This window comes from Planctomycetota bacterium (assembly GCA_018242585.1).
Lineage (GTDB): Bacteria > Planctomycetota > Planctomycetia > Pirellulales > PNKZ01 > JAFEBQ01.
Genome location: JAFEBQ010000019.1, coordinates 132,633 through 145,920, shown reverse-complemented (window position 1 = coordinate 145,920; position 13,288 = coordinate 132,633). Strand labels below are relative to the sequence as shown.

The 13,288-nt window shown below is 63.0% G+C and carries 10 protein-coding genes; 6 read left to right on the top strand and 4 right to left on the bottom strand.

Going from position 1 to position 13,288, the window contains the following annotated elements:
- Positions 1–62 precede the first annotated feature (62 nt).
- Together JSS27_10365 and JSS27_10360 are read right to left on the bottom strand one after the other, a co-directional pair.
- Positions 63–2,573, bottom strand: coding sequence for a DUF1553 domain-containing protein (locus tag JSS27_10365; GenBank protein ID MBS0209348.1), 2,511 nt, complete (start codon positions 2,571–2,573; stop codon positions 63–65).
- Between the two features lie 420 nt (positions 2,574–2,993).
- The gene (locus JSS27_10360; protein ID MBS0209347.1) at positions 2,994–4,370 is read right to left on the bottom strand and encodes a DUF1501 domain-containing protein; all 1,377 of its coding nucleotides are present in this window, start codon (positions 4,368–4,370) and stop codon (positions 2,994–2,996) included.
- 459 nt (positions 4,371–4,829) lie between these two features.
- Between JSS27_10360 and JSS27_10355 the strand changes: the two genes are divergently transcribed.
- The 6 genes from JSS27_10355 to deoC all read left to right on the top strand — a co-directional run bounded on the left by JSS27_10355 (position 4,830) and on the right by deoC (position 12,255).
- A complete protein-coding gene (locus JSS27_10355) occupies positions 4,830–6,092 on the top strand; it encodes a hypothetical protein (GenBank protein ID MBS0209346.1) in 1,263 nt (420 codons plus the stop codon).
- 258 nt (positions 6,093–6,350) lie between these two features.
- Positions 6,351–7,706, top strand: a complete 1,356-nt coding sequence (locus tag JSS27_10350) for a DUF1501 domain-containing protein (GenBank protein ID MBS0209345.1) — start codon at positions 6,351–6,353, stop codon at positions 7,704–7,706.
- A 117-nt stretch (positions 7,707–7,823) separates the two neighbouring features.
- Complete coding sequence (locus tag JSS27_10345; GenBank protein MBS0209344.1) at positions 7,824–8,825, top strand: D-2-hydroxyacid dehydrogenase; 1,002 nt, start codon at positions 7,824–7,826, stop codon at positions 8,823–8,825.
- 378 nt (positions 8,826–9,203) lie between these two features.
- Positions 9,204–10,328 carry a Gfo/Idh/MocA family oxidoreductase gene (locus tag JSS27_10340; protein ID MBS0209343.1) on the top strand — a complete coding sequence of 375 codons (1,125 nt, stop codon included), beginning with the start codon at positions 9,204–9,206 and terminating at the stop codon, positions 10,326–10,328.
- Positions 10,329–10,367: 39 nt separating this feature from the next.
- Positions 10,368–11,282, top strand: a complete 915-nt coding sequence (locus JSS27_10335) for a lysophospholipid acyltransferase family protein (GenBank protein MBS0209342.1) — start codon at positions 10,368–10,370, stop codon at positions 11,280–11,282.
- 244 nt (positions 11,283–11,526) lie between these two features.
- Positions 11,527–12,255, top strand: coding sequence for a deoxyribose-phosphate aldolase (gene deoC / locus JSS27_10330; protein MBS0209341.1), 729 nt, complete (start codon positions 11,527–11,529; stop codon positions 12,253–12,255).
- A 273-nt stretch (positions 12,256–12,528) separates the two neighbouring features.
- Here the strand turns inward: deoC and JSS27_10325 are convergent, their stop codons facing one another.
- Together JSS27_10325 and JSS27_10320 are read right to left on the bottom strand one after the other, a co-directional pair.
- On the bottom strand, positions 12,529–12,921 hold the full coding sequence (locus JSS27_10325; GenBank protein ID MBS0209340.1) for a hypothetical protein: 393 nt from the start codon (positions 12,919–12,921) through the stop codon (positions 12,529–12,531).
- A gap of 61 nt (positions 12,922–12,982) precedes the next feature.
- Positions 12,983–13,288: a hypothetical protein gene (locus JSS27_10320; GenBank protein ID MBS0209339.1), complete on the bottom strand. Its 306-nt coding sequence runs from the start codon at positions 13,286–13,288 to the stop codon at positions 12,983–12,985.

The window sequence follows — 13,288 nt, the reverse complement described above, 5'->3', positions numbered from 1 at the left end:
TGACAACGGACACGCCGCCTCCGTGCTAACCTCAGCGTCTCCGTGTCTCCGTGGCTAAATCCCTAGTGATTAAAGAGAAACTCTTTGCTACTCAAAATGCCCCACATTAGATCCTCGATCACTTGTCGTTGTTCTGCGGCCGGCGACTCGGCCAGCACGGCCAGGATCTTGTCGCGCTCTTGCGGCGTCGGCTGGCGAGCCAGCGCGGCCAGGTAGGCCTGCTCGATCATCTGCTCGGGCTTCGCCTTGGCCGTCAGCCAGCCGTCGATGCGGTTCCCCTTGGCTTGCAGCTTGTTGTTCATCGTTTCGCCGTTCGAGATGTGCAACACCTGCACCATCGACGGCTCCTGGGTTCGTTCGCACTCGCACGTGACCAATCGGTCGGGTCGGCCGAACGTCTCCAAGAAGTATGACGACACGCCCGAGTCGGGCAGTTGCAACGCGCGCCACCCAACGGGGTAGCCCTTGAACTCGGTCGGCGCGCCGGTCGCCTGGCTCACCGCGTCCAAGAGCACTTCGGCCATCAGCCGCCGCGGGTAGTAGCGCGAGTAGAACCGGCGATCTTGTTCGTTGCCCGGCACGGGTCGGCTGTCGCGCTGGTAGGTCGCCGACTGCAGGATCAACCGCATCAGCGACTTGAGGTCGTACTTGTTTTCGACCAGGTGATGGGCCAGCGCGCTCAGCAGCTTGTCATTCGTGGCCGGGTTCGTAACCCGCATGTCGTCGACATACTCGACCAGTCCGATTCCCATGAAGTTGGCCCAGACCCGATTGGTAACCGAGCGGGCAAAGGCCGGGTTCTCGGGACCGACCAGCCAGGTGGCCAGCGCCACGCGCCGATCGGCCGGCGAGTCGATGTCCACCGCTTTGCCGTCCAGGGGGCGCGGCGGCTGCGGCTTGCCGGTCAGCGGCTGGACCAGATCGCCCTCGGTGGCGGCATAGATCACGTTGCCACCGTCGGGGGTCAGCTTGATTCGCACGCGCGAGAACATGTTGGCCATCTGGTAGTACTGGTCGTTGGTCCATTTTTCCAACGGATGGTTGTGGCAGCGGGCACAGTTGATGTTCGTCCCCATGAAGGCCACGGTCGTGGTCTCGGCCAGGTCCAACGGGTCTTTGTGCAGCAGGAAGTAGTTGGCCGCGCCGTTTTCCAAGGTACTGCCGGTCGAGGTCAGCAACTCGCGAACCATGGCGTCCCACGGCGAGTCGGCTTCGACGTGCCGGCGAATCCAGGAGTAATAGGCCCACATCTGCGACGACCGCGGATCGCCCCCTTCACCGGCCGAGGTCTTCAAGCGTTCGCTGTTCACCAGCAGTAAGTCAGCCCACTTGTACGACCAATAGTCGACGAACTCGGGGCGATGCAGCAGCGACTCGATCAGCCGATCGCGCTTGTCGGCGCGCTTGTCGGCTAGGAACGCCGTCACCTCGTCAACCGTGGGCAGCATGCCGATCGTGTCGAGGTACGCGCGGCGCAGGAACTCGCCGTCACTCGTCGGTGGCGAAGGCGGAATGTTCAGGCTCTTGAGCTTTTCGAGCACCAACTTGTCAATCAGGTTCCGCTGCGGCGCTTTGCTGAACACCTCGGCGGGAATCTCTTTCTGATAGGGCGCGGCCACGGTGGCCACGACGACCTTGCTCAGGTACCAGGCCGTGATCGCCCCTTCGCCGTAACCGACCACGCTGACCAGCCCGCGGTCGCTTACCTGGTTAACCGATTCGTTGGTCGAGGTGTAACGCGCCCAGCGAGTGATGTCTTCGACGCGGCCATCGGTGAAATGGGCCAGCACGAGCAGCGGCTGTTTTTCGCCCGGCCGAAGTTGCGCCTGGGACGGCAGAATCTCCAACCGCTCGATGCGCGGGTCGTCGTCGCGCGGCGCGGGCGCGCCGGCGGCGATCCACTCGGCCAGCACCCGATACTCGATCGAGTCGTCCTTGAATCGCACGCCCCCCTTGTGCGGCACCAGCCCGGTCGGCTTGGTCAACAGCAAGCTATGTCCCGGGTCGCTCAACACCACGCGGCGTCCGCGGGCTTGGCGCGTGATCACCGAATGATCGCCGGCCGAGTCGTAGCCAAGCAACGAGATTTTGAAGCCCCCCTTTCCGGCTTGGGCACCGTGACAAGGACCCGTGCTGCAGCCGGCCTTGGCCAGCACGCTTTCGACGTGATTGCGGAAGCTCCAGGTGAACGGCTTGTCCATGTTGCGGACGGTGACCGGCGCTTCGGCCGATTCGTTGCCAAACTTGGCGCGAAGCTTGGTCGTGCCGTTACCGGTCGGGCGCAAAATGCCGTCTTCGAGCACGGCGACTTTCGGATCGTCGACCGACCAGGCCAGCTCCTTCGAGACGTGGCCGTGCGCCATGCCTACCGCGTCAACACGTTCGGCCAGCGGCGCGAGGCGCGCTTCGGAGCTGGCCAACTCGATCTTGCCAGGCAGGATCACCAGTTGCCCGGCGTTGTCTGCGGCAGAGGCTGCGCAGGCGGAACAGAAAAGAAGCGCCGCGGCAGTGAACAACCGGCTAGCGACGACAACGCGGCGGCGAGATATGCGCAATGATTGACAGCGAGGCATGCAAGTCGCACCTCCTCGGTCGCTTGTGGGGCAGCGACCGACGAAATGTAGTTTGCCGTGCGTCCCAGGCGATAAGTCCGCCCTACCCAGCCGGAGGCGGCCCTGCGACGACACTTCTCATACTACTCTGTCGCCTTGCACGACAAAGCGCCAAGGACCGGTGTCCTCGGTTGGTACTGACATCTTGCTCAACAAAGGGCCGCGCGAATCTCGATGTTCAAGTCCGTGCTGGCTATTCGTCAACACCCCTCCCTTCCAGGGAGGGGCCAGGGGGAGGGTCAACGCGCCGCTCGCCAACACGCTTTGCGCCCAGAGCTGATCTCTGACTGCATAGTCGTTTGGTCGTGAACGTCTTTACCCTCACCCGCTTCGCTGCGCTCGCGACCTCTCCCTGAAAGGGAGAGGTGTGAACACGGCCGATTAAAACAATTCCCGAATCTCGTGCTTGCCGTGGTCGACCAGCGCGAAGGGCCGCTTCTGTGGACCAGGCAACGTGGTTTCCAAGTTCAAACCCAGGCTGTGGAAGATCGTCCCCACGACCTCGCCGGCGTCAACCGGACGTTCGGCCGGCACGCCGCCGACCTGGTCGCTGCGACCGACCACGCGGCCACCCTGCACGCCGCCACCAGCAAACGCGCTGGTCCAGCATTGCGGCCAGTGGTCGCGACCGCCGGCCGGGTTCACGCGTGGCGTGCGGCCAAACTCGGCCAGCGACGCCACCAGCGTGTTGTTCAACATGCCGCGCTGCGTCAGATCCTCAAGCAACGCGCTGTACGCCTGATCGTACATCGGCGCGACGATATCGCGCATGCCTTCGATCGACGTGAACGGCTTGCTGCCGTGGATGTCCCAGGTGATTTCATCGAACACGGTCAAGAAGGTGTTGACCGTGACGAACCGCACGCCGGCTTCGACCAACCGCCGCGACAGCAGGCAGCATTGCCCGAACCGGTTCATGCCGTACCGCTCGCGAACGGCCTTCGGCTCGCGCGTCAGATCGAACGCCTCGCGGGCTTGCTTGCTGGTCATCAGCCGGAACGCCGCCTGGAAGTTACTGTCCAACAACTGGGCGTCGTCGCTGGCCTCGAAATCTTTTACCGTCTGGTCGACGATGTCGCGCAGCTTCTGCCGCCGATTCAAGCGCGCTTCGCCAATCTGGGCCGGCGGCAGCAGGTCGGGCACCTTGAAGTCAGGCTTGGACGGGTCGGCCATCAGCACGAACGGATCGTGCGCCTTGCCCAGGAAGCCGGCGTCTTGCCCGTGGGGCAGGTTCCCGCCGGTGCGACCCATCGGCTCGGGCAGAATGACGTGGGCCGGCAGATCGGTGCGGCGACCCTTCAAGTAGCTGACCACGCAGCCCGCGTGAGGTGTGTTGATGCCGCCGGTGAACAAGCGCCCGGTCTGCATCATCTGGTGTCCGGTGTCGTGTACCGCAGCCGCGGTGTGGTAGCAGCTGCGCACCAGCGAGTACTTGTCGGCGTGCTGCGCCATCAGTGGGAAGATTTCCGAAATCTGAATCTCGCTCGACGCGGTGCTGATCGGCTTGAACGGCCCGCGGATTTCCGACGGCGCGTCCGGCTTCATGTCCCAGGTGTCGATCTGGCTCGGCGCGCCCAGGTTGAAGATCAAGATGCAGGACCGGTCGTCCTTGCCGGGCACCACTTTGCCCTGGGCCTCGGCGGCGACCATATCGGCCAGCGTCAGGCCAATCGCCCCCAGCGAGCCGACTTGCAAGAAGTCGCGCCGCGACAGGCCATCGCACGTGTGAGCGGTTCCACGACCGGTCAAATTGAGCATGAGCGTTCTCCGTCGGCTGGGGTGTCGGCCCGGCAGGGCTGCGCGGGCGTGCAATCTCAATAGCAGCAGGTTACCGCTGGCACGGCGCAGGGCAAGCGCCGCGGTGGGGAACGTGCCGCCATTCAGGTACGAGAGGGACAAGGAGCAGGTACGAACCGGGCACGCCGAGCGAGGCTTCCCGGGGGAAGGCTCGGCCAGCGTGCGGCGAACCTTTGCATGGTAATCGGTGAGCCGGGAAGTTGCGAATGAATTTTGGTGAACGGGGGTACAGGATGAGGCGATTGGCGGTCAAATCGGTGGTCCGTTGTCCGTAGTCAGTGGTCCGTTGCACTCCGGCGCCAGACTCATCGCCCATCGCTAGCTTGCCAATGGTTTTTCATAACAACGGACAACTGACTACGGACCACTGACCAAAACCGGAATTGCTGGTTTTTAGTCAGTCGCCGTATCATCCCGGACATGAAGAACTTCCCAATTACCGTCGTCGTTCTGGCACTCGTCGCAGTCGGTTGGGGCCAGCCCGTGCGCGCTGCCGAACCAGCACCCATCACACTGGCGGCATCTAAGAGCGAGACGGCCCAGCGTGTTGACGTTCTTTACGCCGAGGCAACCAAGGCCTGCAACGACAAAAAATTCGCCTTGTCGATCGGCAAGTTCACCGAGGCGATCAACCTAGACCCCACACGCTTTGAATTGTTTAGCGGTCGCGGCATCACCCATGAATGGCAGGGGGATATGGTCAAAGCCATATTGGATTTCGACGAGGCGATTCGGCTGCTCAGCGAGCGCATTCTGGAAAAACCCAACGATTCTCATCTTTATTGGGAGCGCGGACGTGTTTGGACTTACCGCCGTGATTACGACCGAGCGATCACGGACTTTGACACGGTGCTGATGCTCACCCCCGATAACAAAGACGTACTCGCCGATCGACGTGCCGCGATGCAGGGTAAGGACTACACGGCGTATGTCCAAGGTCTACAAGAATTCGCCGAGAGCATTCGTCACCCTAAAGATGCTCAGGCGTATGTCCGCCGCGCGACGGTGAAGGCAAGTCACGACAACTTTGACGGCGCGCTACAAGAGCTCGACAAGGCCGACAGTTTCGACCCCGACTCGGATGACGTAGCGATTCTTCGCATCATGGTCTCCTTGTGGCGGAATGATTCCGAAACTGCATTACGCGTAGCCAATCAGGCCGTTGTGGACAAACCGTCAACTGCACGCCGATTGTTACAACGCGCGGAAATCCATCTATTTCTTCTGGATTATGCTGCGGCAATAGCTGACCTGAATGAGGTAATCCGTTTCGATCCTCGAGACGCCGAAGCGATTACCTTGCTGGCGTGGATCTTGGCAACGTGTCCTGACGCCAAGCATCGCGACGGAGCCAAGGCGATTGATCTCGCCCTGCACGCGTGCGACATCAACAACTGGAAGGATCGTTACAAAATCTGCACCGTCGCCGCAGCGTATGCCGAAATCGGCGACTTTGAGCAGGCGATTAAGTGGCAAAGCCACGTGCTCGACGCATCTAAGTACCGGCTGAAATGTACGCCAGCGACACTTGTGCTTCGCCGTGAATGCCTCGCCGCATATCAAAACCACACTCCTTATCGTTGCGACTTCAAAGCCCTCTATAAGGACGAGTTTGACGTTCGCCTCACGACGATCAAAGACCGGATGAAAGAGTTTGAGCAGGGCTTGCCATTGCTCAAGTGACCTCGCCGGTCGCACACGCCTCAAATCGCGCGGGCCTTTGGCCCTGCGGCTAAACCACAAGCGTTTGTCGTCGCGAATGGCGACGGGCGCATTTCTCTTCTTCCCTAGCCTCTAGTCCCTCGCCCCTAGCCTCTTTTCATTCCGCGCTTGACCGACAATTCGCTGCACCCTATCATCAAACTCGACTGATGCGTTAACCCTGCCCTGCCTCGCTCCCTGCCGGTCATTCGCCTGCCTGCCCCCTTGAGGGTTCGACCGATGCTCACCATCTTCGGCGCTCGGCACAGCTACTGCGACCACCTCTCGCGGCGCGACTTCTTGCGGATCGGCGGGCTCGGCGCTACCGGACTGGGCATGGCCGATATGCTGCGCCTGCGAGCGCTCGGCGCGGCCGACGGCGCGAAGCCGCGAGCCGTGATCATGATCTGTCTGCCCGGCGGGCCGTCGCATCACGACATGTACGACATGAAGCCCGACGCCGCGGCCGAAGTGCGCGGCGAGTTTCGCCCCGCGCCGACCAACGTGCCCGGCATGCAGTTCTGTGACCTGATGCCGGCGCAGGCCAAGATCGCCGACAAGCTGGCCATCGTCCGCAGCATGCGGTTCATCCAGCCCGATCACCAGTTGCACGAAGTCTTCAGCGGCTTCCCGCTGGCCCAGCGCCGGCCGGCGTTCGGCTCGGTGGTCAGTCGATTGCTGCCGGATCGGCCGACGAAGTTGCCGCGGTACATGTCGCTGGGCATGAACGATCACCCCCGCACGGTCGCCCGCGCCGAAATGGCAATGTACGCCGGCGAAGCCCACGCGCCGTTTGCACCAGTCGGCGCGGGACGCAGCGCGCTGGCCCTTTCGGACGACGTCCCCTTGTCACGCCTGGACGGGCGGACAAGCTTGCGCGACCAGTTCGACGCCCTACGGCGCGAGGCCGAGCGCCAGAACGACCAGGTGGCCGCGTTCGACGCCCATCGAGCCCAGGCGATCGAGCTGATGACCACGTCGCTCGTGCGCGACGCGCTGGACACCTCGCGCGAGCCGGCGCACATCCGTGCTCTGTACGGCGCCGACGTGACCATGAAACATAACTACCAGTTCGGCGGCACCTGGCACGGGACCAATTTCCTGATCGCGCGGCGGCTGGTCGAGGCCGGCGTGCCGGTCGTCACGATCAGCGAAGGGGGCTGGGATCATCACGGCAATGTTGCCGACGTGCGCGGCACCATCTTCGAGCGTTCGCGCGAGCAGTTGCCAGCCTACGATCGTTCGATCGCGGCCCTGGTCACCGACTTGCACCAGCGCGGGCTCGACCGCGATGTCGCCGTGGTTGTATGGGGCGAGTTCGGCCGCACGCCGGTCGTCAATAAGAATGGCGGCCGCGACCATTGGCTGAGCGCTGGCTTTGCGATGTTCGCTTGCGGCGGCTTCAAGACGGGGCAAATGATCGGCGCGACCGACAGCCTGGGCGCCGCCCCCACGACCCGGGCCTACACGCCGCCGAATGTGCTGGCGACGCTGTACCGGCACCTGGGCATCGACCCGCACGCCAAGCTGACCGATCACACTGGCCGCCCGATGGGCCTAGTGGACGATGCGGAAGCGATTGGGGAGCTGGTGTAAAAGTTGCTAGTTGCTGGTTGCTAGTTGCTAGGATAAAGGCACCGGCGAGCGTCGCGAAGCGATGCCTCTGCTTCACTAGCAACCAGGAACTAGCAACTAGCAACTTCTCCTCCCCCCATGCTCCTCGTCATCTTTCCCGCGGTTGAGCCGGCGCGGTTGCGGCGGATTGAACAGGCCGTTCCCTCTTTCATGGTCGTGAACGCCGACAGCGAAGAAGCCGCGCTGGCCGCGATCGTCGAAGCCGACGCGCTGTTTGGCCGAATCACGCCGCGGTTGCTGAGCGCGGCGCGCAAGCTGCGCTGGGTGCAATCGTCGACGGCGAGCCTGGAGCATTACCTGTTCCCCGAGTTGGTCGAGCACCCGTGCGTGCTGACCAACATGCGCGGCATTTTCTCGGACATCGTCGCCAACCACGTGCTGGGCTACCTGCTCTGCTTCTCGCGCAACTTGCACCATTACCTGCGCCAGCAAGCGCGGCGACAGTGGGCCGCGTACGGCGGCGAGGCTTCACCGACCCCCAAGTGGGGCGAGGCGGGCGAAGTGACCGACGTCGACCGCGCTCACCGCGACCTGGCCGGCGCGACGATCGGCATTGTCGGCTACGGGGGCATTGGCCGCGCGGTGGCGCGCCTGGCTCAGGCATTTGAAATGTTGCCTGTGGCCGTCGATCGGGTGGCCGCGCCGACCGTGGTTGACGAGGTGCCCTGCTCACCGGTCGAGGCGCTTGATGCGTTGCTTGCCCAGAGTGATTACGTCGTGCTCTGTGCGCCTCACACGCCGCGAACCGCGCACTTGATCGGGCGCGAACAGCTCGAACGGATGAAGCGTGAGGCGATTCTGATCAACGTCGGTCGCGGCGCGCTCGTCGACCTGGCGGCGTTGACCGAGGCGCTGGCTGAAAAGCGGATTGCCGGCGCGGCGCTCGACGTGTTCGAGATCGAGCCGTTGCCGGCCGAGCACCCACTGTGGAGCTTCGAGAACGTGATCCTCACCCCGCACATCGGCGCTCGTTCACCCCAAATCGCCGATCGCCACCTGCAAGTCCTGCTGCGCAACCTGAAGCTGTTCGCCGACGGCCAGCCCTTGGAAAACGTGGTCGACAAGCGCGAGTGGTGCTGACCGGCCGTAGGCCCGGAAACCAGAATGACGAAGCACGAATGTCGAAGGTCCAATATCCAAAGCATTCGACCACGACGGCACGACGAACACGACGTCGGAAAGAATTGAACCGCAAAGACGCGAAGTAACGCAAAGAAAAGATTGTCAGAGTTCTAACTCCGCGATTTAGATTGCCTTCTGTTTTCTTGGCGTCCTTTGCGTCTTTGCGGTTCAAATTCCTGACCTTTGCCTTTCCTGCGTCGTGTCCGTCGTGCCGTCGTGGTCGAATTCCCTTCGTCATTCGGATTTCGACATTCATCATTTTTAATCGAGCCTGCCACAAGTTATATTGGCAGCCACACGATCCATCGCACCATTAGCAACACGGATATACCACCCATGGCCTTCGGTTTTGGCATCATCGGTTGCGGCATGATCTCGCGCTTTCACGCCAAGGCGATTGCCGACGTGAAGGGAGGCAAGCTCGTCGCCTGTTTCGACGCGTTCCCCGCCTCGGCCGACAAGCTGGCCGCCGAGACCGGCTGCAAGGCGTATCATGACCTGGACGCGATGCTCAAGAACCCGGCCGTCGAGATCGTGACCATCGGCACGCCCAGCGGCGCGCACCTGGATCCGGCCGTGGCCGCCGCCCGAGCCGGCAAGCACGTGATCGTCGAAAAGCCGCTCGAGATCACCCTGAAGCGCTGCGACAAGATCATTGCCGAGTGCGAGAAGGCGGGCGTGAAGCTGGGGGCGATCTTCCCCTCGCGGTTCCACGATTCGAGCCAGCAGATTCGCCGCGCCATCGACAGCGGCCGCTTCGGCAAGCTGGCCATGGGGGACGCCTATGTGAAGTGGTTCCGCTCGCAACAGTACTACGATAGCGGCGCCTGGCGCGGCACATGGGAACTGGACGGCGGCGGCGCGCTGATGAACCAGGCGATCCACAACGTCGATCTGCTGGCCTGGTTCATGGGCCCGGTCGCCGAGATTCGCGCCCAGGTTGCTACCCTGGCCCACGAACGAATCGCCGTCGAAGACACCGCCGTCGCCACGTTGCGGTTCGCCAACGGCGCGCTCGGCGTGATCGAAGCCTCCACGGCCGCGTATCCGGGTTACTTGAAGCGGCTGGAACTGCACGGCTCGACCGGCTCAGCCATGATGGAAGAAGAAGACCTGGTAAAGTGGGACTTTGCCAAGCCCGAGAAGCGCGACGCGGCGATCATCGCCGGCATGAACGGCCGCAAGAGCACCGGCGGCGGCGCGGGCGACCCCTCGGCCATCGGCCACCACGGGCACGCCAAGCAGTTTCAGGATATGGTCGACGCCATCAAGAAGGACCGCCGCCCGGCCGTTGACGGCCCCGAGGCGCGGCGCAGCGTCGAGATCATCCTGGGCATCTACAAAGCGGCCGAGACGGGCAAGCCGGTGACATTGCCGTTGGCCGGCGACCCAAAGCTGAAGGCCCGCAGCATCAAGCTGGACAAGACGCAGCCCAAGCCCGCCGGTGGCAAGAAGAAATAACCTGCGTCGCAAGACCACCCCTCGGCCACGGATGGTTGCATGTTCCGGACGTTGTTCGATCTGCTGAGCTATGCCGCGGTTCGCGTGTTTATCTGCACGGTCCAGGCGCTGCCGCTGGCCACCTGCGTGACGATTGTCCGCGCAATCGCCAGGGTGTTGACCAGCGTCATTCCCTTGCGCCGCAAGGTGGCCGACGAGAACCTGCGGCTCGCCTATCCGGAAATGAGCGAAGCGGACAGACGCAAACTGATCCGCCGGATGTGGGAGCATTTGCTGCTATTGGTGGTCGAGACTTCGCACTGCCAGCGCAAGCTGCACGAGACGAACTGGCGGCAGTTCATCACCATGCGCGGCGCGCGGCAGTTGTGCCGGATTCTGCTCGGTGATCAGGCCACGCTGCTGATCTCGGCCCACTTCGGCAACTTCGAAGTCGGCGGCGCCATGATGGGCATCCTGGGCTTCGAGACCTACTCGGTGGCCCGCACGCTCGACAACCCTTACCTGGCCGAGTTCGTCAACCAGGCGCGGAGCGAGGGCCGGCAGCACGTAATTCCCAAGAAGGGTGGCTACGAGCAGATTCTGGCCGTCTTGTCGCGGGGCGGCACGATGGGCTTTCTGGCCGATCAGTACGCCGGCACCAAAGGCTGTTGGGTCAATTTCTTTGGCCGGCCGGCGTCGGCCCACAAGGCGATCGCGCTGTTCGCCCTGGACAACCAGGCGACGATGGTTTGCTGTTACTGCCGGCGGATGGAACGGCCCATGCTTTTTGAAATGGGCGTGGCAGGCGTGTACGATCCTCGCTCGGCCGTCGATGAATCGACGACCCCCAAGCAACTGACCCAATGGTTCACCAACGAGCTGGAAGCGATGGTCCGGATGAACCCCGAACAATACTGGTGGGTCCACCGCCGCTGGCGCGACAACCGCCCGGCGCACCGGCGGAAAGCCGTATAACCGAAAACCAGAATGACGAAATCCGAATGACGAATGACGGTTGCCGGAAACCCTTCTCCCCCGGGGAGAAGGTGGCGGCGCAAGCCGCCGGATGAGGGTCACGTGTCAGTCTCGATACGTGTCGTTGAAAGTCATTTTGCCGTTCACTGAAGGTAATAGGTATTGATCGATCGTACCGCCGAGTATTTCCCTTCGTCATTCGGATTTCGTCATTCGTCATTTACAAACAATCGGAACACCCCTCATGACATTTACCTATGCCGACGTCTCGAAGATGATCGATCACTCGCTGCTCAACCCCACGCTGACCAGCGAGCAGCTCGACGCCGGCTGCCGCCTGGCCGTGGCCTATGACGTGGCCAGCGTCTGCATTCTGCCGTTCGCCTTGCGACGCTGCGCCGAACTGCTGCGCGGCTCGACGGTCAAGCCCAGCACGACGATCGGCTTTCCCCACGGCGGCCACACCACGGCCGTCAAGGTGGCCGAGGCGCGACAAGCCCTGGCCGACGGCGGCCTGGAACTGGACATGGTGGTCAACATCAGCCAGGTTCTCAGCGGCAATTGGGATGTCGTGCGTCGCGACCTGGCCGAGGTGATTCGCGCCACGCACGACGGCGGGGCCAAGGTCAAAGTCATCTTCGAGAATTGCTACCTGCAAGACGCACACAAGATCAAGCTCTGCGAGCTGTGCGGCGAGCTAGGAGCCGACTGGGTCAAGACCAGCACCGGCTACGGCACCGGCGGCGCGACGATGGACGATCTGCGACTGATGCGGCGGCACTCGCCCGCCGCGGTTCAGGTGAAAGCGGCCGGCGGCGTCCGCGACCTGGACACGCTGCTCGAAGTCCGGGCGCTCGGCGTCAGCCGCTGCGGCGCGAGCCGGACGAAGGAGATGATGGACGAAGCCCGCGTGCGCCTGAACCTTCCGGCGATCACGATCGAAACGTCCGCGCCGGCAGCGGTGGGATACTGAAGCGCCGGAAATTACGAATGACGAAATCCGAAAGTCGAAAGAAGCACGAATGACGAAGGAGATCTTGCTTTAACCCTTCTCCCCCGGGGAGAAGGTGGTGAGCGCAGCGAACCGGATGAGGGTCCACGTGGCCTGAAGTCACGCCTTCCAGTGGGACGACGGTGACCCTCATCCGGCCTTCGGCCACCTTCTCCCCGAGGGAGAAGGGTTGCTTCATGCCGCGTGATAATAGAAATGTCACGACGTGCTCGGCACACTCTGCTTTCTCTTTTCTCAATTCCTCCGTGCCGAACTCCGTGTCTCCGTGTCTCCGTGGTTGGACTCCGTGCCTCCGTGGCTAGCCTTCTGCCGCCGCCGCGGGCGCAAGATCATCAACAGCCCCCACGCGGCCGCCAGCGCCGGGAGCAACTTCCCCCACGGGATCCAGCGCGGCAACACGATCACCGCCACGCACGCCGCCAGCAGCATCAACAGCCACCAGCGATTCTTGGGCGAAGCCAGATCGGGGAGCGCCAGCCACAGCACGGCCAGCACCCCGCCACAGCGCAGACCCGCCGCCGCCAGGTTGGCGGCAAACTCGCCGTCCCCCAGCCACGAAGCGAGGACGCCGGCCGTCAACAGCGCAATCGCCAGCACGCCAATCGCCGTTCGTCGCCAATCGTTCATAGCGCTCCGCCTGGTCGCTGCCGCGCCAGCGTCGGGCGCAATCGATGCCTATCAAGACCGGTCATGAGTCGCCATGCTCGCGGCGTGGTCGACGCCACAGGCACCAGCCCAAGGCCACTAGCGACGGCACGAACACGACGAACCAGGTGAGTTGGTCCATGAACACCTCCTCGTCGGGCTCAGGCAGTCGGGTGTTCAGCAGGTACTTCGCGGCCAGGGTCACGCCGATCGCCACCCAAACCACGTCGATGACCAACGCGCCGACCCAGCCCGACTTCGACGGCCCGCCTTCGAACACGACGTGCTGCGAACACAGCAGAGAAACAGGAATGGTCGCGTAAAACCCAAAGGTCAGCCAGGATTCCAT